Raw genomic sequence first — 19,582 nt, forward strand, 5'->3', positions numbered from 1 at the left:
ACCTTCGCCAACGTGCGCATCAAGAACCTCATGCTCGGCGGCAAGGAAGGCGGCAACACGCTGCTTCAGCCTGCAGGCACCGAGACGAGCATCTACGACGCTGCCGAGGCCTACAAGGCCGCCGGCACGCCAACGATCGTCATCGGCGCCGAAGACTACGGGATGGGCTCCAGCCGCGACTGGGCCGCCAAAGGCACGCGTCTCCTGGGCGTGAAGGCCGTCATCACGAAGTCCTTCGAGCGCATCCACCGCAGCAACCTCGTCGGCATGGGCGTCCTGCCCTGCAACTTCAAGGACAAGGCCGACTACGACAAGGTGAAGGACCTCAGCGACGCCACCTTCGACATCCTGGGCATCAGCAACGACTTCAAGCCCATGAGCGAAGCCACGCTCCGCGTCCACAAAGCCGACGGCAGCACCTTCGACGTGCCGCTCATCGTTCGCATCGACACCCCCGTCGAAATCGACTACTACCGCGCCGGCGGCATCCTGCCGTATGTGCTCGCGCAGATCCTGCGCGCGAATGCGTAAGCCGTTGTTCTCATCAACACTCAAAAAACCCGGCAGTCCGAAAGGCTGCCGGGTTTTTTGTTGGCTTGGAAATTCCGCGCGCAGTGAGCAAACTGCCGTCATGAATGCTTCCACCGTCTTTCCCATGATCCCTGCCGCGAGCAAGTCACTGTGGTTCTTCGCCATCATCGGTCTCATCCTCGTGGGCGTGATGTTCATGATGGGCTGGGTTGCGTGGTCCATGCAGCATGCTCAATTCACAGTCTCCAAACAAGGTCTGCGCCTTCAAGGCGACCTCTACGGTCGCTTGATCCCTCTCGCGTCTCTCAAGCTCGACGAAGCCGTCGTTACCAATCTCAACACGGACAAGGATCATCAGCCCAAATGGCGTACAATGGGCACCGGACTGCCGGGTTATGCCGCAGGCTGGTTCAAACTGCGCAACGGAATGAAGGGGCTGCTCTACGTCACCGACCGCAAGCACGTGGCACGCATCCCAACGACAGAAGGTTACACGGTGATGCTCAGCGTGAGCGATCCCGCCGCGTTGATCGATGCTTTGAAGAGGCAAAGCGCCCCGTGAGTCAAATCACCCGCCGTTCACCACCATGCCGCGCAGGGCGCTCGATGACATCATCGGCTGCAGCAGAGCGAGCCCGGCGCGGAGCTGTGCAGCGCTGCTTACGGATGGATTGTTGACGATCAGCACATCCGTCGCCAGCGGAGCCAGAGGAGCGACGTTGGCGAAGCTCTTCAGCAGTGGTGACGCATCGAGAATGATCCAATCGACCTCCGTCCTCGCGCGTTCGATCCAACTGCGATAGCCGTCGAGCAGTTCGTTTGTGGCGTGTGCGGGAAGATCGCAGCCGGGGAGAAGGAAGAGGTTGCTGTGCCCGTAGCGCAGGGCTTCGAGATCATGCGCATACGCGCCGTATCCCTGCACTGCACGCGGAAACCACTGATGGAGCGTGGGGGAGGACGGATTGCACTCCATCATGAACACACGACGGCCCTGGTGACAGAAAGCAGCCGCCAGAGCGGCGGAAACGAGCGTTTTGCCCTCGCCAGAGCCGGCGCTGGTGATGAGCACAACGCCAGCGGTGCTGCCACGGTTCATGGCCTGCTTCTCGAGCGTACTGGTGAGCTGATGGAGCGCACTGGACGCGCCGATCGGCTCAGGCTTCAGCAGCTCGCCCAGCATGGTTTCCGGAGCATTGCCGCTGACATACGGCAGCCGGGCAAGAACCGGGGTCTCGCCGCTGGCGGGTTTCACTGCTGGCATCTGCCTGGTCTGCGGTGACGGCGGTGGTCTCAGACGATCTGCCGACAGGGCGGGCGCCGTCGGCGGAGCTATGGCGAAAGGCGAGACGGACGAAGCGGGCTGCTGCGCTGGGTACCCATAGCCATGCGGGGTGTGCTGAGTTGGCTCCTGAGAGCCGGTATTTGGATCCTTGGGCACGAAAAGCTTCCGCACATGATCGTCGAAGATACCCCAGCCCACCGGCAGACCGATCAAGGAGAGGCCAAACAGCATCACTGCGGCAAGCGCCGCGATCGGTTTGCTGGGCTTCACCGGCTTTTCCGGCACCATCGCGATGTCCGCGACCCGGAGGAGACCGCTGTCACGGAACTGCCCGGTGAGCGCAGCCTGGCTACGACGCATTTCGATTTTTTCATACAGGTCGCGATCCATGCGCACCTGGTCGCGCAGCAGGCTCTGCTGCACGTTCTTGCCGTTGATGTCGAGTGCCACGCCGCGAGCCTCCTCAAGCTGACGCTGGTAGTCCGCCAGCTGGCGCTGCTGAGACTCCACCTCCGCCTGGATCATGCCGACGACAGCACTGATGGAGCGATCCAACGCGGCCTGCAGGGTTTCGATTTCTTTGGCGAGGCCGATCATGGTCGGATGCCGGCGCCCGCAGGTGGCCTCCAAGGGGGCGCGTTCGGCAATCTTCGCATCCAGCTGCTTGCGGATGTAGGTCACGTCGGAATTGTCAGCGAAGATTTTCAGCTCAGTGAGGTCACGCCCGGCTTTCTGCGCCGCGACGAGGTCGTTGAGATCACTCTTGGCCTTGGTGAGCTTCAAGTCGGCCTCGGTGATCGCCACATTGAGCTGGCGCACCTTGTCATTGGAGATGTCCTTCGACTCGCTGTCTTCCATGATGCCCTGGCTTTTGCGATACTCGGCCAGCTTCTGCTCCGACTCACGCAACCGCTTCAGCAGCTCCTCCGACTTCGTTTCCAGATAGGTGGACGCATCCGCGCTCAGCTGAGCCTCCTGATCGGCGACGTAGTGGATGTATTCCTCAATGTAGCGATTCGCAAAGTCGGCGGCAAGACGCGGATCGCGGTCACGAATCTGCACCCGCAGGACGTGGGACTCCTTGAGCGGCTCCACCCGCGTGTTGGCAATCATGAGGTCGATGAACCGCTCGCGGGGATCGCCCGGTTTGCCCGGTTTATAGAGGCCAAGCATCTTGAGCAGCTGATCTTTGCGTCCCAGCGAGTTCGCTTCGCGCTCGAGGTACGCGTCACGCTGGGCCGCGGGGAACTTGTCGTAAAAATGACTCAGGAAACGACGGGACAGCAGCTCGGTGCGATGGTTGTTGATCAACTGCGGCGCGCTCAGTTCGGTGACGCCGCGGGATGCCATGGCGTCGAAGTTGAACACGTTGGCGTCTTGAATGCGCAGCAGCAGCTGCGACTCCGCCTCGTAGATCTTCACGCCCATGCCGAGGTAGTAAAAGGTGAAAGCCGCGAGCAGAGCTCCCAGGACCGCACCGCGCAGCCAGCGCTTGCGAATGTAGCCAATCACGTCCGTGATGCTGATAAGCGACTGCACCTCAAAATCATTCGGATTGATCGGAGGGAGGAAGGCACGCGGATCAAACACCGGGGACATGCCGGGATGCGCCGGCATGGTGATGGATGGAGCCATCGGCGTCAGACCGCGCGCTGGCGCGAGGGCAAGCATCGTCCCAAAGCCGTGCTGAGGTGCGGCGTTTGCGGGCTGGATGCTGTATGGAATGGCCATGGGAAAGGATTAAGCGGCTGAGGAAATGAGCGATTTGCTCTCTTCCCGAAGTTCGTCCGCGGCTTTGAAGTCAGGCCGAACATCACGCGGGAAGAGACGGCGAACGGCGCGCAGGGTGTGGAAGGTGGCGGCACGCCAGCTGGTGGGACTGAACGCCTCCAGATCGAGCAGCCACCGCGTGGAGTCGCTCCACTGCTGTTTGTACTTGTACTCGCCCGGCAGCATGTCGAAGGTGTGTAGCCCGGAGCGGATCGCCTGCATGATGCAGGCGCCCACGGCCAGTCTTCCGGGTGAGAGGCGAGCCAGCGTTTCATCCCAGCCCATCTGGTACTGGAAAAACTCCCCGCGTTCGATGAATCCGTAGATGGCGGCAATGACCTGGCCACGTGACTCGAGCAACGGCATAATCGCCCGGCCCTGTGGCAACCAGGCTGATGCGATGCGGCGATGCAGCCGCTCCGCCACCGGAGTGGTGAAAGTGGAGACTCCCAGCGGAAAATTCATCGCATGCAGACGGCACAGTTCGTCAAACGCCTGCTCATGCGGCACGCGATCGCCTGCCCGGGTGATGATTCCGCCATGCTCCGTTGTAAAGGTCCGCCACTTCCGGCGCTGTGCGCCGCGCCAGTTGGCACTGTGCCGTGCCTCGACCTCCTCCCATGTGGAGGGCAGGACAATGCAGCGGCATGCGCTGCGGTTGAGAACGTCGGCCCGGACAAAATACTCCTCGAGAGCGAAGCGGATATGCGGCGTGTTCGGGGACTCCTGCGGCAGGAAGTTCAGCCGCACGAGCTCACATTCATCACGGAGCAGGCTGAACGCTTTGCAGAGCAGTGGAGCAAATTCGTCCTCGCGGCCCGCGGGCACGATGAAATCAAGCCTTTCGCCATGCGCGGGGCCAAAGCCACCCAGAAAGCCCAACGTGATCAGATGACGGCGGGCGCCGTCGTCCTCGCGGGCGAGCATGAGAGGCGCAATGGCCTGCGGGATTCCTTCGACATCCCGCAACACGGCGAGCGCGAGTTGCGCGCCCGCGCCGCATTCCTTCCACCATAGACTCATCCAATCCCAGCGAACGAAGGGGGAGCGCGTAGCCATTTGATCCACCAAAGCGTCCCAAAACGGCTTGAGGGCTACGAAGCCGGTCTCATCCCGCACAAGATCGAGCGTTAGGGCAGCGCGACGCGGTTTGGGCAGCGTGCAGGTCATGGTGTGCCTCCTTTCTGCAAAGCCGCAGTCTGTTTGCGATGCTCGGCGGATTCAATCAAGGTCCCAAGCTGGTGGCGTGCCTCCATGAGTGCGTCCGTGTTGTCATCCCAGTCACCGAAACCACGTGCGAAGCTGGAAGTCAGACGGCGTGCATCGTCTTCGAGTCCGAGCTGACGCGCGAGCATGAGGTAGTCGTAGTCTTCCGCAGTCTCACGCAGCCACTTCAAGCGCATCGAAGCGACAGGCGCATGACGCCCCTGATGTTTTTCGGTGGCGGGGTAGATGAACGAGCCGTCGCCATTGTAAGTCGCGCCATCGGGTGTTTTGAAGGTGCTGGCGTCCTTCCAGACATCGACTCCCTCGGCGGCAAAGATGGTGTCCCAATAGTCAAACCCGGTGATACCCACCTTGGGGAACAACCAGCCGACGACACGATGGGACATCGGCGGATAATCGAGTGCCCAGACCGGAGGGAATCCGTGGGCAAGCTTTTTGGGCATGCCGTTTTGTTGCTCCCAGGCATCTGGAATCTGCACCAGCGCTGCATAGGCCCAAACTTCATCGCCGGCCTGACGGCGCAGGGCAATGTCGTGACTGCCGCCGGCCCACTCCATGTCCTTCCACACCTCGCTGAAATGCGGCACCCAGATGTCCACGGCTCCGTTCAACGAACCCCACGCGGGTTTCTCCGGTGTTGGCTGTTCGGTGACATGCAGAGGAACACGAATGCCGTGCTTTTTTTCGACTTCATTGAAGAACTCACCCCAGCGGCGCACGACTTCATAGGCTGCTGCGTCGTTGGGCTCATCGAGGTCGCCCATGATAACGTAGCCGCGCGATTCGCAGTGAATCTTGGCGAGCAGCTTCATCCACTGAGCGACATAGTTCATGGCGGCTTCACGATCCTGGCCCAGCGGATCGTTGAACGGCCACTTCGGCCAGATGGGCAGGCCGACGGTGCTGCAATGGCGATGCAACAAGTGCTTCCTGAGCGCACGTTCGACCTTGTCCTCATCGATCTTACCGGTGTCTGCCTCGGGATAACTGCCGTAAATCTGATCCACGCTGAGCCGGTGCTCGGCCAGCAGATCATAGTAGGCATTGAGCAGCCCCATGTGGGTGAGCGAAGGCGTGTTGTCTTTGTACTCCAAACCATGCACCTCGGCGACGTGTCGCACCGTGGTCATGATCGAGGTGCGCAGTTTCGGAACGACCGGGAGATCGAAGTCCCACACGTTGAGCGTGTAGCTTGCGATCGCAGAAGTGCCGTCGGCGAACTTGAAACGCACCTCGCCCGTGTAGGCCCCGGGCGCGGCAGTGTAAGGAACAAAAACGTCGACCCAGTACGGCTGGTTCACGACGGAGGTTCCGCCGAGCTCCTGCGCCGGCATGTCGAGCGGCACGAGTGCATCGGGATAGTCGCCCGGAGGCAGCGGCGCCATCGGTGTGGATGTGGACACCCGCACGTAATGTTCACGGAACACATTCGGCGCTGGCAGCAGGGCGTCCGAATCGTTCTTGGCAATGCCGGTGGCAAGCAGCTCGACATTTTTCAACTGCTCCGGCGTGGCGGTTACGATGATTTGCAGCGGTTCCCATTCTCCCCGCGCGGCGTGCAAGGTGTGCGTTTGCGCCGTCGGCGAAGTGCCGCTACGGGAGATGCGCGTCATGCCATCGCAGAACGACACTTTCACGGGCTGTGCCGCCGCATGAACCGTCAAAGCAAGAAGAAGAAGAAGAAGTGACCGCTTCATGACTTCACCTCCATGAGCTGCGCGTAGGTTTCCGCATACTGGCGTGCGGCCTGTTCGATGGAGAAATGCTCGAGCACGTGCTGACGCGATTGCGCGGCGATCTGCTCACGTGCTGAGGGTCCGAGCCGAAGCGTTTGTTCCCATGCTTTTGCCAGTGCTGCAGGATCACGCACCGGCACGACCTGCCCCACGCCTTCGAGCAGACGCCCGCAGTCCCCGACATCGGTGGTGACGCATGGCACGCCGCAGGACATCGCCTCGATGACGGTCATCGGGCAGGCCTCCGTGCGCGATGAGAGTGAGAACACGCCCAAGGCCGGATACAGCCGCCACGGATCAGCGCGGAAAGAGTCAAAACGCACCTGCTGCGGGTTGGGCAGCAACGCGAGCAACTGGCGCTCTTCGGCGCTCAGTTCGACTTCAACTCCGCCGCAAAGAACGAAGTGAGCGTCGGGCATGCGCGTTTGCAGGAGCGCCGCCGCACGCAGGAAAGTCCCGAGATCCTTCATCTCGTGAAAGCGGCCCACGTAACCCACGACGGGCGCGTTGGGAGGCAGTTTGAGTTCGGCCCGGGTATCGAGCGCAGCGTCGATGTCCGGCACAAAGCGGTCCGCATTGATGCCATTCGGGATCCAACGCATTTTAGCACGTGGATAACCGATGGCGGCGTGATCTTCGATGGCGGCGGCGGAACAGGAAATGATACGTGACGGGATGAACCGGCAACTCAGAGACAGCGCACGACGGAAGAGTGCGGATTTGAGGACGCTCTCACCGTGATTGCGATGGATTTCGCGGCAATGAATGCCCCACACGACCTTGCGGACACCTGCGAGGCGCGCCGCCCAGCCGCCGACGAAATCGGCATGATGCATCCAGGTTTGCACGATGTCAGGCCGCTCCAGGCGCAGAACGGCCCTGAGTCTGGCAAGGGTCTGCGGATTGAGATACGCAGTGCTCTCGAGATCATGGACATCGACCCCTGCTTCATGCAGCCGTTTGAGCTGATGCGGCCACGGCCTGGCGTTGATGGCCACGACGACAGTGCGGAAGCGCGCGGGATCGAGTGATTCCGCAAGATTCATGAGCATCGCCTCCGCGCCCCCGCCACCGATGCTGTAGGTAAAGTGCAGCACGACCGGCCGTCGGTCTCTTGCCGGAGCCGGCATCGATCTCTCTGGCACAAGCGCAAGCGCCTGCTGCCGGGCGGGCAGCAGCATTGCATCGCTGGTGTTGAGCGTGATCGTCTTCATATCATTGACATGGCTTTGAGGCAGCTCCGCCTCCAGTCTTTGAGCGTTTCAAAAGCACCCGAGACGGTGGCCTCCGCCTCCCATACCGACTCGGGAGAGCCGTAGCGCGGAAGCTCGAACATCGACACATCGGCCGTCACACGGCCGCTGATCGCGGTGCAGGCTGCTTTAAACCCCGCTTCACGCACCCGCAGCATTGTCTCACGGGTGTAATCATCCGACCCGCCGTTTGGGTAGCAAAAGGCGACTGGTAGATCACCAATTTCAGCACGGATTCGGTCACGGCAGGTGGATATCTCGGCCCGTGCCGCCAACGAATCACAGCGGGCCAAAATGGGATGAGTATGGGTGTGGCCGCCGATGTCCACATATCCGCTAAGCGACATGACGCGAGCCATTTCCCAGGTCATCGGACGCATAGATTTGGGAAGGTCTTCGATACAGGGGGTGTTGACTTCGAGTGCCCGTTCAAACCGGTCCACCTCGCCGAGAAGGTCGGTATCCGGCAGTTCCTTGAGTTCGGGAATCAGACGCACAAGAGACTGCTGTCGCAGCTCGCGGGTCCCGAGGTAGAGGCGCAGCTTCTTGCCATTGATCTTCCAGTCGAGGAGTTCCTTCCGAGTACGACCGAGCGCGAGATCGACGCGTTGAAACCAGAGCATGTCTTCGCCGTCGAGGAAGCCCGTCGTAACGAAGACAGTCGCATGCAGATCGAACTCCCGCAGAATGGGGTAGGCGAGTTCGTAGTTTGAGGCGTAGCCGTCGTCGAAGGTGATGATGACCGAATTGTCTGGAAGGTGCGCTCCTCGGCTGCGGGCTTCGATGAGTTCGGCCATCGAGATCACCCGGTAGTCCTTGGCCAGCATGCTGCAGATGTTCCGAAACACTTCGACCGGCAGGTGCAACGTCCAATCGAGGACGGCCGAGTCACCCACGTTCTCGCTCAGGCCGTGAAACGACAAAATCGTGGTTTCGGAACTGCGACGCGCACGAGCAAACTGCGCCAGACCGCTGCCGATGAGGGCTGCAGCTTTGATGGCACGCGAGTGGAAGTCGAACGGCATGATTCGAGTGGCAACTGAGGATTGGTGCCGACAGTCAATTCTGGCGGCAATTATTGTTATGAAAATTTCAGATTGATTGCAATTTGGTGCAATTTAGAAGCTGATTAATTAACTTCAATAGAATAATCATAAATACTGTATCATTCTTACGCTTTCCTTACTTTTGAGCCCGGATACTCAATCAACCTACCCGGAGGGTCGCCCCAGCGTTCCTTTCACATGCTCAGAAGCCCATCATACAGCCTTGCATACTGCCCGGCCGACCGGGCGATGGTAAACTGGTCCAGCACACGGGCACGCGACCGCCGCCCCGTCTCCACCCGTTCCTCAGGGGTGAAGTTCAGGGTGTCCTCCCATGCCTTGGCCAGCGAGTCAGGACTACGTGCGGGAACGACCCGGCCCATGCCGCCGAGCAGGGACGCACAATCGCCCACATCCGTCACCACGCAGGGAACACCGCATGCCATGGCCTCCAGGATCGACAACGGCGCGGCCTCGGTGCGAGAGGAGAGCGTGAAAACGTCCAAGGCCGGGTGTATGGTCCAGATGTCGTCGCGGAAGGACTCGAAGCGCACTTGATCAGGGGCGGGCAGTTGACCGAGGAGTCGCCGCTCTTCGGGCGAAAGCTCAGACTCAAGCCCTCCGCAAAGCAAAAAATGCGTTCGTGGCTCACGTGCTTGCATGATCTTCGCGGCACGAAGTAGGGTCGGGAAGTCCTTGGCTTCGTGGAAGCGGCCTACATAACCGATCACCGGCGCATCCACCGGCAGATTCAGCCGTTGGCGTGTATTGCGTGCGATTTCACAGTCGGGAACAAAGCGGTCAGCATCGATGCCATTGGGAATCCGCTGCATTTTGTGACGAGGATAGCCGGTGGCGGCATGAACATCGATGGCGGCGGCGGAGCAAGACACGATGCGAACCGGAATGACGCGCGAACTCAAAGCGAAGGTTGCGCGATAGAGCGCATTTTTGAAGGGCCCACACTGTTGGTCACAGAAGATCTCGAGGCTGTGAATGCTCCAGATGATCCGGCGGATGCCAGCTAGTCGGGCCATCCATCCGCCGACGAAATCGGCCTGCTGCATCCAAGTTTGCACGATCTCCGGCCGCTCTGCGCGCAGAACGTGACGCAGCTTCGCAAGTGACACGCTCCCTAGCTCATGCAGCACCGCTCCGGCCTCTATCAAACGCCGCACATGATCGGGCCAAGGCGCGGCATGAACGGCCACCACCACCATTCGGAACTGGGTGCGATCAAGCGACTCGATGAGGTTCATCAGCATCGCCTCCGCGCCTCCACCACCAAGGTTGTAGAGGTAATGTAACACCGTCGGTCGCGTGTCGGCATTCTCGACCGTGCCGTTGGTGGGTTGGATCGTGCTCATGTGGTCGTGGAGCCACGTTCATTCATCCGCCTTTTGAAGATGTCGAGAATGCCGGAGGCGACGACTTCCGTCTCTGCCACGGACAGCGGCGCATCGAGACGTGGCAGTTGCAGAAGCGACGCATGGGCATCGACTCGCGCCTGCAGCGTCGTGCAGGCCACTTTGAAGCCGGCCTCGCGCACGCACGCCACCGTCTCCGCCTTGAAGTCCCCGGGCCGGCCGTTCGGGTAGGCGAAACTAAGCGGTGCCTGGCCCAGCTCATCAGCGATCCGGTTCCGGCAGGTGTAAATCTCCTCGCGCATCGTCCTTGCATCGCATCGCGCCAGAATCGGATGCGTGTGCGTGTGACCTCCGATCTCGATCAATCCGCTCGCGACCATGCTGCGCACCATGTTCCAGTCCATCGGCCGCATCTCCGGCGGCAGGTCATCCTTGCCCAAGGGCAGTACTTCGAGCGCCTCTTCCAGCCGGGCGATTTCCTGCAGCAGAGCGTGATGAGACAGCTTCTTCAACTCTGGCATCAGCGCACCATGAGATCTCATTCGCTGCTTCGGATTGGCAAACTGGAGGTGCAATCGCGCGCCGTTGATCGTCCAGTCCAGCGATGCTTTGCGCGTGCGTCCCATCGCGGCATCGACTCGCTGAAACCAGAGCATGTCCTCCCCGTCGAGAAAGCCGGTCACGACAAAGAGTGTCGCAGGCAGTTGATGCTGCTTCAGGATGGGAAAGGCCACGTGGAAGTTCGAGGCGAAACCATCGTCAAAGGTCAAGACCACGGCGTTCTCAGGCAGACGAGAGCCGTGCTGCTGTGCCTTGATCACTTCCGACAGTGGAATCACCCGGAACTTCCGGGACAGCATCGAGCAAACCTCCCGAAACACCGATGCCGGTGGATGCAGATACCACTCCAGCGATGTGAGCGCAGCGTCGTCCTCACGCACGCCATGGAAGGTCAGGATGGTCGCCTCTCCGATGCGCCGCTGGCGTGCCCAAGCCGTGAGACCGGTCGCAATAAGGAAGGTTTTGGCGGCGCAGGCACGAAGGATGTGCGGGAGTGGCGGCATGGGAAGGCGGGTGCCTCGGAGAAGTGCGCCCATGCTGTGGCATCCGCCGACAAACGCAAGGCCGGAGGGATCGCCTCCGGCCTTGCCGAGTTAAAGACTTGTCATCGGGCCGCGCTTCAGAGCGGGCGGATCCAGATGTTTCGGATGCGCACCGGCGGTTCGTTCTTGTGATCCTGAATGCGGATCGGCGCCTTCTCCGGAAACTCGCCGCTGTAGTCGGTGATCTGCTTGTGCTTCGTCGGTCCCATGATCTTCGTGTGGTTCTGCACGCAGATGCCATTCACAAAGGTCGTGATGTAGGCCGGTTCCACCACCTTGCCGTTCTCCAGCTTGGGAGCGGTGAAGATGATGTCATAGACCTGCCACTGTCCCGCCGGACGCACGGCATTCACCAGCGGCGGCGTCTGGCCATAAACCCCGCCCGTCATGCCGTCGGCATAGGTCGGGTTGTTGTCACAGTCGAGCATCTGGGACTCGTAGCGGTCCATGAAAAACACGCCGGCATTGCCCTTCTTCTGGGAATTGCCCTTGGTGTTCGGCTCGCTCATCCATTCGAGGTGAAGCTGGCAGCTTGCGAACTCCTGCTTCGTCCAGCAGTCGCCACCGGTGATCATCATCACGCCGCTGTCGATCGGCCATGGGCAGGGAATGATTTTGCCGGTTTCCTTGCCCTTGGCGTCCTTTTCCTTCGCCTGCAAAGCATCGGAGTTGGTGCCGTCGAAAATCACGATCGCATCCGAAGGCGGCGCGCCGGGCTTCTCGCCAGGAGCCACCGGCTCAGGGCGCGGACGGTCAATGTCATGCACCTTCCACTTCGTGCCGGGAATGATGGGCGTGTCGGAGTAGCCGATGGGCGAGGGCTTTTCGGCGCCTGGTTTGACATCCAGCGCGAAGGTGGCGCTGCTGACACAAGCGAATGAGAGTATGAAGGCGATGGTTTTCATGCGGGAAGCAGCAAACGGGAGGCGGGAGGCGATGTTGCAGCGCCCTGCCACGAACTTCCGGGAAAAAAACAGGTTGCCAATCACGCAGGAGAGCGGACTCTTGCAGCCCTTCAAATCGCGGGATGGAGCAGCCCGGTAGCTCGTCAGGCTCATAACCTGAAGGTCGCAGGTTCAAATCCTGCTCCCGCAACCAATCTCAAAAGCCCGCAGCAACCGCTGCGGGCTTTTTTGTTTCACTGCCCCTCGACCTCGAAATAATCATCCTCCGCGATGTCAGGAATGCCGACGACGAGTACGCGCATCTTCCCACGGGCACCGTGGACGACGCCGGGCGGGATGTGGACCAGGGAGCCTTTGGAGACGGGCTGCTCGACGCCATCCAGCATCACCATGCCATCGCCTTCGAGGACGTAGTAGAGTTCGGTGGAGCGCTTGTGGTAGTGCAGCTTCGCGCCGTCAATGTCCACCGCGTGTGCCCAGGCGGCGGGATTCAGCTCTGCATCCTCACGGCTGATGAGCCGGTCACGCCAACCGCAGGTGCTGCGTTCACGTGGCGTGTGGCCTTCGTGGCGGATGAGAAGCGGTCCGTCGGACATGTGCGCTTGAGAGCTTCCCCTACTTCGCGTGCCGGTGAGTTTTGATCTCCTCGGCCAGATGCGCAAAATCCCCCTTTTCGCAGAGGCGCACGAATCCTTCGGTGAAGCGCTTCAATTCATCCCACACGCCACGGATGTGCTCCGCCTCTTCCTCGTTGATGTGGTTGTCGGAGGCGGCCTTGCTGATGGCGGTGAGCAGATCCGCAAACTGCTGAACGATTTCCTGAGTCGCCGGCATCAGTTCCATGCCTCGCGGCCCGCCGCCCACCGGATTCTGCACAAAGACGCCATTCGCCTTGTGGCACAGCCACTGCACAATCTGCGGATCCTGCGTGATCTCGAAAAGCTGGCGCACACGGTCCAGCGGGTTGGAGGTGCCGCTGCCCTGAAGTTCGTCGGGCTGCGACCACTTGTAAGCGAGCGAGAGAGAGACGCCCATCTGCGCCGCCACCTCCTTGAAGCTGGTGCGCTCGACTGCCTTGCTGATCACTTCATGGGAGTCCATGAACGACTTGTTTCAGAAACAGGGCTGTTTGGCAAGCAGCATCCTTGCCGTTCTGCGTTGACCATAGAACCCTCGGCCGGGGTTGCCTGAGTTTTCGTTTGCGGCTGGCATCAGTCGCCCGAAGTGTCTGCTATCTCCGCATGATCTCCCAGCTTCTCGACTTCGTCCTGCACGTTGACAAACACCTGCAAACTTTTGCGCAGGATCACGGCGCGCTGATCTACGGGCTGCTGTTTGCCATCATTTTTTGTGAGACCGGACTGGTGGTCATGCCCTTCCTCCCGGGCGATTCGCTGCTGTTTGCGGTGGGAGCGCTTTCCGCGCAGGGCTTCATGCGCATCGAACTTATCATTCCTCTGCTGATGTGCGCCGCGATCATCGGTGACAACCTGAACTATTGGATCGGCCGCAAGGCGGGCGGCTGGATCGTGAACCAGCGCTGGTTTAAACGCGACTACCTTGCCAAGACGGAGGCGTTCTTCGTGAAGCACGGCGGCAAGGCGATCATCCTCGCACGTTTCGTCCCCATTGTTCGCACCTTTGCGCCGTTCACCGCCGGGTTTGGCCGCATGGACTACCGCCGCTTCCTCTGCTACAGTCTGGGCGGCGGATTGTTTTGGGTGCTGAGCTTCAGCGCCGCCGGCTACTTCCTCGGCAGCATTCCGGTGATCAAAAACAACATCAAGCTGGTGTTCCTGCTCATCATCGTGGTCTCCGTTCTGCCAATTGCCTTCGAGGTGCTCAAACACCGGGCGGAGGCAAAACGAAAGGCGAAGGAAAACGCCGAGAGCTAAGGCTGCACCCGCGCACCAGTGTTCGGATTGATGTAGTAGCCTGGATTCCCGCCCACTCCGGGCACGTACACTGGCTGCTGGGAAGTGGGGGCGCCGTAATACGGCTGGTTTGGAATGTAGCCGGGGAGCGATGCGCCGGGATAGATCGGCAGTCCACCGATGGTCTGATAACTTTGCACGCCGCCGGAAGACTGAATGACACCTGTCGAACTGCGGCTGCCAAATGGACCGCTGACATTTTGTTGATACATGAACTGGTTGCCCTGCGGCATGTACGTTGGTCCCGAACCCGGGGCGTAACCTCCACGAGGCGTCGGTGTGCTGCCGTTGGTTGTGGCTGCGGTGGTGAAACCTCCGGACACAGGTGCCCGGTTCGATGAGGGATAGTAAAAACTCGAGCTGTCCGTTGGCGGCGGTGTTTCACAGGACACCAGGCAGCATGCAATCAGGGCAGGCACACAGAACCGTGTTTTCATGCCATCAGGGTATCACGAACATTCGATCCAGCGGCAGAAAACTTTGCCAGCAATGGCAAACGCGGCACAATGGGCGCCATGCAGCCCGTCGTCGTTCAGCACCCTCTGGCGCAGTGTCATCTATCAGCCATTCGCGCGACCGACACTCCCTCTCATGAATTTCGGAAGCACCTGAATCTTCTCGCCCGCCTGATTTTTTCCGAGGCATCCCGGGAGCTCCCTCTAGAGGAGATCAGTGTGCAGACTCCGCTGGCCCTGACGCACGGCGCACGGCTGGCCCGGCCGGTCATCTTCGTTCCGATCCTGCGGGCGGGCCTCGGCCTGCTTGATGGCATTCTGCCTCTCGTGCCTGACGCCACCGTTGCCCACATCGGAATCAAACGAGACGAAGAAACCGCCCTGCCGCACGCCTACTATGCCAACCTGCCGGCGAACCTCGCCGCCGCGGATGTGTTCCTGCTGGATCCCATGCTCGCCACCGGTGGCAGTGCCAGCGAGGCGGTGCGCCAGCTCAAAGAAGCCGGCGCTCTGCGCATCACGATGATCTGCGTCGTCAGTTGTCCGGAAGGACTCGCCGCCTTGGAGCGTGCGCATCCGGATGTGCCCATCGTCACTGCGGCCATCGATGCGGGGCTCAATGAAAAATGCTACATCGTCCCCGGCCTCGGTGATGCGGGCGATCGCTACTTCGGGACCTAAAGTTTGTCTTCCGCTCCGCACGATCCGCTCCTTAGTTGGCGTTTTAGATTTCCCCAATGCCCATCACCCTGCCACCTCTGACACGCCGCGACTGGTTGAAGCACGGCACCGCCGCCGCTATCGGTTCATTTGCCACCCAGCTTCCAGCGCTTGAGATTCCAGAACAGATCTGGGTGCTGTTTTCCGACACCCACATCGCCGAAGACGAGGCGCTCGTCGCACGAGGAGCCTGCATGGCGGAAAACCTGCGCCGCTGCGCCAATCAGGTGCTCAAAATCGGCCAGAAGCCCTTCGGCCTCATTGTGAACGGCGACTGCGCCTATCTCGAAGGCATCAGCGAAGACTACGTCACCTTTCTGCGCTGCATCCAGCCGCTGCGCGAGCAGTCGATCCAAATTCACTGCACGCTCGGCAACCACGACCACCGCAACAACTTCCTCAACGCCGTCATCGGCCCGCCGCCACCAAACGCCGAACGTCCCATGAACGTGCCGGACAAGCACGTCGCCACCGTCACCAGCGCCCAGGTAAACTGGATCCTTCTCGACTCTCTCGACCTCGTAAACAAAACACCCGGCCGTCTCGGCGAAGCCCAGCTCGTGTGGATCGAGCGTGAACTGCGCAACTCGCCGAACAAGCCCACCTTCATCGTCGCGCATCACAATCCGCAGGGCCCTGTGCCTGAAGGCAAGCAGCCCACAGGACTGCTCGACAGTGATGCGTTATTCGACCTCCTCGCATCCTACCCGAAGGTGCAGGGCTACATCTACGGCCACACGCACACTTGGCTGAAGTCGAAGCACGAGAAGACCGGCCTGCCGCTGATTAACCTGCCGCCCATCGCCTACACCTTCGATCCGAAGCGCCCAAACGGCTGGGTCATAGTGCGCATCAACTCAGACCGCGCCGAATTCGAGCTGAGAGCGCTGAATCCTGCACATGACGAACACGGACAGAAACACGTCATCAAGTTCGCTTAAGCGCTCGCATCGAAAACGCCGGACAGAGACGTCCGGCGTATGATTTACTCGTCCACTCCCGCGGCGTCCAAAGTGCGCATCATCGCGTCCAAGAACTCCTGGGCCGCTTCGATCGGCAGAATGATCGTGTCACGACGGCCGCGCACGTCCTCGGTGATCTTGATGAACTTGCCGCGATCGTTTTCTTTGAGGTCGAGGAAAAAGATCTTCCGATCGGTGACGATCTTTTCGGAATGCAGCGGCGGGTTGGGCGGACGCCGTTCGTCTTCAAATTCTGTGTTCCTCATGCCGATGACCTCCACTGACTGACAATTCGCTGTGCTTTTGTTCGGGGTGAATTCGAGGCCGATTCTAGGAGCACTGCCTGTATTGTCAACGCTTCTCGCAGCACTATCCGTGAGGGACAACCCTCTCAAAGGCAGCTGTCAGCCTGGATTCGAGGCCAACATCATATAAAAAGCAGGCGTGATCCGCACCATCATGAGGTGGCGTTGCATGGATGATGTAAAGCCTCTGAAGACGAACTCCAAAATTGTAATCGCACCACCTCAGGTCAGTTGCTTAAATCACGCCCATCTCAACCAGCACTCCCGACGTGTCCGAACTCTTCCAAGCCGCGATCTCACCCCATCAGCTGCTGCTCTCGCTGCTTCTGACGCTGGTGGTGTTTTACTGGCTCCTCGTCCTGCTCGGCGCGCTTGATTTCGAAGCCGATGTTCCCGACGACCTCGGCCTCGATGCGGAAGCCGACGGGGCGCATTCCACCCATGGCCACGCTCACACTCTCAGCACCGGCGGGGCCTGGCTCTCAATAGGACGGTTCTTCGGGTTCTCGCAGGTGCCGCTCGTGGTCTGGCTCAGCTTCATGGTCCTCTTCCTCTGGTTCGGCTCGCTCGTGCTCAATGAATGGTACAATCCGGCGGGCGCTCCCGGTCAGGCCGCGTTGTTGTTTCTGCCCAATCTGCTCGGCAGTCTCGTCTTGACCAAACTCACCACGATCCCCGTCGGCAAACTTTTCAAAGCCATGAGCGATGCCGACTCCGAGGCCGAAGAAGTTGTCGGCCGCACAGGCGTCGTCGCCTCCACCGAAGTCGATGATTCCTACGGGCAGTTGGAAATCGCCACCGCCAGCGTGCCGCTGCTGATCAATGTCCGTACGCAGCCCGGTGCCGTAGCACTGAAACGTGGAGACCAGGCCAAAGTTGTCGCCCCCGGCCCTGGTCACGTCTTTTACTTCGTCGAAGCCTCCCATCAAAACTAAACCACCCACTTTCCACCCAGCACTACCATGACCGCCACCCTCCCCCTCGCTCTCCTGCTCGAAGGCAGCCTCCTCGTTGGAGTCATCGCCGTCGGCATTTTCCTCGGCATTCTCATCCTCTTCTCGCGCTTCTTCCGCAAGGTCACGCAGGGTCAGGCCATCGTCCGCAACGGCATCGGAGGTACCAAGGTGTCCTTCAACGGCATGATCGTCATCCCGGTCGCGCATCAGGCCGAGTACATGGACATCTCGGTTAAGCGCATCGAAATCGAGCGCAAAGCAACCGAGGGTCTGATTTGCAAAGACAACCTTCGCGCCGACATCAAGGTGGCCTTCTTTGTACGCGTAAACAAAACGCCGGAGGACGTGCTGCGTGTCGCCCAGTCCATCGGCTGTACGCGTGCTTCCGCTGTGGACACGATTCGCGTGTTGTTTGACGCCAAGTTCTCCGAAGCTCTCAAGACCGTCGGCAAGCGCTTCGATTTCGTGCAGCTCTACAATGAGCGCGACACCTTCAAGAGCGAGATCCTGAAAGTCATCGGCACCGACTTGAACGGTTTCACGCTCGACGACTGCGCCATCGACTTCCTGGAACAGACACAGCTCGAAAACCTCGACCCGGACAACATCCTCGACGCCGAAGGCATCAAGAAGATCACCGAACTCACCGCCGCGCAGGCCAAGCTGGCCAACAACATCCAGCGCGACAAGGAGAAGGTCATCAAGCAGCAGGACGTGCAGGCGCGTGAAGCAATCCTCGAACTCGAACGCCAGCTCGCTGAAACCGAAGCGAAGCAGAAACGTGATGTGGAAAGCGTGAAGGCCCGCGAAGAGGCAGAAACGATGAAGGTACAATCCGAAGAGCGTCTCAAGTCCGAGCGCGCCAGGATTTCTGCTGACGAAGAAATCGCCGTCGCCACCGAGAACAAAGACCGCCAGGTGCTCGTCGCTCAGCGCAACAAGGAGCGCACGGATGCCGTCGAGATCGAAAGAGTCACACGTGATCGCGACCTTGAAATCATCGACCGCCAGCGCGTCACCACGCTCAAGGACATCGAGAAGGAAAAAGCGGTCGAGCAGGAGAAGAAAAACATCCAGGAAGTCATCAAGGACCGCGTCGCCCTCGAAAAGACTGTCGTCATCGAGCAGCAGAAGATGAAGGACGCCGAGGCCTTCGCCACCGCCGACCGCGAGAAGCAGGTCGCGTTGACCAATGCCGAAAAGGCCGCCCAGGAGCAGCTCATTCAGAAGATCAAAGAGGCCGAAGCGGCCAAGGAGGCCGCACGCCTCGCTGCCGAGCAGGACGCATTCACCGCCATCAAAGCCGCGGAAGCAGCCAAGCAGGCTGCGGAACTCCGTGCGCAGGAAATCCTCACACTGGCCGAGGCTCGTCAGGAATCCGCCACCAAAGACGCCGCTGCCGAGAAGTCGCTCGCCGAAGGTAAAACGGCCTCGTCAGCCGCCATCGGGCTCGGCGAAGCCCAAGTCTTGCTTGCGAAGGCCGAAGCCTCTCAGAAACAAGGCTCCGTCGAAGCGGAAGTCACGCAGCTCAAGCTCGCTGCGGAAGCGGATGGCATCACGAAGAAGGCCCAGGCCATGAAGCTGCTCGAAGACGCCGGTCGCGAGCACGAGGAGTTCAAGCTCACGCTCGACAAGGAGAAGTCCGTCGAACTCGCCCAGATCAACATCCAGAAGGACATCGCCGCCGCTCAGGCCGGCGTGCTCGGCGAGGCCATGAAGTCCGCCAAGATCGAAATCGTCGGCGGCGAAAGCCAGTTCTTCGACAAGATCACCAGCGCCATCGGCAATGCCCGCGCCATCGACCGCATGGTCGAAGGCAGCCGCACGCTGACCGACGTGAAGGAAACCTTCTTCAACGGCGACCCCGACTACTTCAAAGCCCAGTTGAAGACCATCGTCGATCAGTTCGGCCTCACCGCCGAAGACACGAAGAACCTCACGCTCAGCGCCCTCTTCGCCAAGCTCATCGGTCTCAACCCCGACTCCACCACGCTGAACAAGCTCACCGGCATGATCGGTGCCGCGAGCCG

Annotated in this window: 18 protein-coding genes, 1 tRNA gene and 1 pseudogene; 8 read left to right on the forward strand and 12 right to left on the reverse strand. The window is 60.4% G+C overall.

All coding sequences use genetic code 11. The features are described from left to right. Together acnA and KDL09_RS19485 are read left to right on the forward strand one after the other, a co-directional pair. Positions 1-531: pseudogene (gene acnA, locus KDL09_RS19480) on the forward strand (aconitate hydratase); the annotation flags it as partial. 100 nt (positions 532-631) lie between these two features. Further along, positions 632-1,093 carry a PH domain-containing protein gene (locus KDL09_RS19485; protein ID WP_294388930.1) on the forward strand — a complete coding sequence of 154 codons (462 nt, stop codon included), beginning with the start codon at positions 632-634 and terminating at the stop codon, positions 1,091-1,093. A 6-nt stretch (positions 1,094-1,099) separates the two neighbouring features. Here the strand turns inward: KDL09_RS19485 and KDL09_RS19490 are convergent, their stop codons facing one another. From KDL09_RS19490 to KDL09_RS19525, 8 genes are all read right to left on the reverse strand, one after another. Then, a complete protein-coding gene (locus tag KDL09_RS19490; protein ID WP_294388932.1) occupies positions 1,100-3,544 on the reverse strand; it encodes a hypothetical protein in 2,445 nt (814 codons plus the stop codon). Positions 3,545-3,553: 9 nt separating this feature from the next. Further along, a complete protein-coding gene (locus tag KDL09_RS19495) occupies positions 3,554-4,753 on the reverse strand; it encodes a GNAT family N-acetyltransferase (protein WP_294388934.1) in 1,200 nt (399 codons plus the stop codon). Continuing rightward, the gene (locus KDL09_RS19500) at positions 4,750-6,507 is read right to left on the reverse strand and encodes a DUF4091 domain-containing protein (protein ID WP_294388936.1); all 1,758 of its coding nucleotides are present in this window, start codon (positions 6,505-6,507) and stop codon (positions 4,750-4,752) included. The genes KDL09_RS19495 and KDL09_RS19500 overlap by 4 nt, the downstream gene beginning before the upstream one ends. Beyond that, positions 6,504-7,760, reverse strand: a complete 1,257-nt coding sequence (locus KDL09_RS19505) for a glycosyltransferase (protein WP_294388937.1) — start codon at positions 7,758-7,760, stop codon at positions 6,504-6,506. Before KDL09_RS19505 ends, KDL09_RS19500 begins: the two co-directional genes overlap by 4 nt. Next, the gene (locus KDL09_RS19510; RefSeq protein WP_294388939.1) at positions 7,757-8,824 is read right to left on the reverse strand and encodes a polysaccharide deacetylase family protein; all 1,068 of its coding nucleotides are present in this window, start codon (positions 8,822-8,824) and stop codon (positions 7,757-7,759) included. Before KDL09_RS19510 ends, KDL09_RS19505 begins: the two co-directional genes overlap by 4 nt. A gap of 215 nt (positions 8,825-9,039) precedes the next feature. Then, on the reverse strand, positions 9,040-10,212 hold the full coding sequence (locus KDL09_RS19515; protein WP_294388940.1) for a glycosyltransferase: 1,173 nt from the start codon (positions 10,210-10,212) through the stop codon (positions 9,040-9,042). Further along, positions 10,209-11,276: a polysaccharide deacetylase family protein gene (locus KDL09_RS19520; protein ID WP_294388942.1), complete on the reverse strand. Its 1,068-nt coding sequence runs from the start codon at positions 11,274-11,276 to the stop codon at positions 10,209-10,211. Before KDL09_RS19520 ends, KDL09_RS19515 begins: the two co-directional genes overlap by 4 nt. 116 nt (positions 11,277-11,392) lie before the next feature. Next, entirely contained in the window at positions 11,393-12,220 is an 828-nt protein-coding gene (locus KDL09_RS19525; protein ID WP_294388944.1) for a DUF1080 domain-containing protein, read from the reverse strand. A gap of 116 nt (positions 12,221-12,336) precedes the next feature. Between KDL09_RS19525 and KDL09_RS19530 the strand changes: the two genes are divergently transcribed. Next, positions 12,337-12,413, forward strand: a tRNA-Met gene (locus KDL09_RS19530). 40 nt (positions 12,414-12,453) lie between these two features. On the opposite strand, the gene KDL09_RS19535 is transcribed toward KDL09_RS19530, so the two are convergent. Together KDL09_RS19535 and KDL09_RS19540 are read right to left on the reverse strand one after the other, a co-directional pair. Then, entirely contained in the window at positions 12,454-12,816 is a 363-nt protein-coding gene (locus KDL09_RS19535; protein ID WP_294388945.1) for a cupin domain-containing protein, read from the reverse strand. 19 nt (positions 12,817-12,835) lie between these two features. Beyond that, on the reverse strand, positions 12,836-13,321 hold the full coding sequence (locus tag KDL09_RS19540) for a phage regulatory CII family protein (RefSeq protein ID WP_294388946.1): 486 nt from the start codon (positions 13,319-13,321) through the stop codon (positions 12,836-12,838). Positions 13,322-13,461: 140 nt separating this feature from the next. On the opposite strand from KDL09_RS19540, the gene KDL09_RS19545 reads away from it, so the two are divergent. Beyond that, positions 13,462-14,115 (forward strand): DedA family protein, encoded by a 654-nt coding sequence (locus tag KDL09_RS19545; RefSeq protein ID WP_294388949.1) that lies wholly within the window; start codon positions 13,462-13,464, stop codon positions 14,113-14,115. Here the strand turns inward: KDL09_RS19545 and KDL09_RS19550 are convergent. Beyond that, a complete protein-coding gene (locus KDL09_RS19550; RefSeq protein WP_294388951.1) occupies positions 14,112-14,591 on the reverse strand; it encodes a hypothetical protein in 480 nt (159 codons plus the stop codon). The two genes, KDL09_RS19545 and KDL09_RS19550, sit on opposite strands and share 4 nt — an antisense overlap. A 69-nt stretch (positions 14,592-14,660) precedes the next feature. Here KDL09_RS19550 and upp point away from each other — a divergent pair, with 69 nt between their 5' ends. Continuing rightward, the gene (gene upp, locus KDL09_RS19555; RefSeq protein ID WP_345781099.1) at positions 14,661-15,290 is read left to right on the forward strand and encodes a uracil phosphoribosyltransferase; all 630 of its coding nucleotides are present in this window, start codon (positions 14,661-14,663) and stop codon (positions 15,288-15,290) included. A gap of 56 nt (positions 15,291-15,346) precedes the next feature. Beyond that, positions 15,347-16,270: a metallophosphoesterase gene (locus KDL09_RS19560; protein WP_294388954.1), complete on the forward strand. Its 924-nt coding sequence runs from the start codon at positions 15,347-15,349 to the stop codon at positions 16,268-16,270. Between the two features lie 44 nt (positions 16,271-16,314). Here the strand turns inward: KDL09_RS19560 and KDL09_RS19565 are convergent, their stop codons facing one another. Then, the gene (locus tag KDL09_RS19565; RefSeq protein ID WP_294388955.1) at positions 16,315-16,557 is read right to left on the reverse strand and encodes a DNA-binding protein; all 243 of its coding nucleotides are present in this window, start codon (positions 16,555-16,557) and stop codon (positions 16,315-16,317) included. Positions 16,558-16,865: 308 nt separating this feature from the next. Here KDL09_RS19565 and KDL09_RS19570 point away from each other — a divergent pair, with 308 nt between their 5' ends. Together KDL09_RS19570 and KDL09_RS19575 are read left to right on the forward strand one after the other, a co-directional pair. Further along, positions 16,866-17,531: an OB-fold-containig protein gene (locus KDL09_RS19570; RefSeq protein WP_294388956.1), complete on the forward strand. Its 666-nt coding sequence runs from the start codon at positions 16,866-16,868 to the stop codon at positions 17,529-17,531. Positions 17,532-17,558: 27 nt separating this feature from the next. Beyond that, positions 17,559-19,582 (forward strand): hypothetical protein (locus KDL09_RS19575; protein WP_294388957.1); only part of this gene is annotated, 2,024 nt, incomplete at its 3' end.

This window comes from Prosthecobacter sp., from assembly GCF_020439865.1.
In the GTDB taxonomy this organism is placed as follows: domain Bacteria; phylum Verrucomicrobiota; class Verrucomicrobiia; order Verrucomicrobiales; family Verrucomicrobiaceae; genus Prosthecobacter.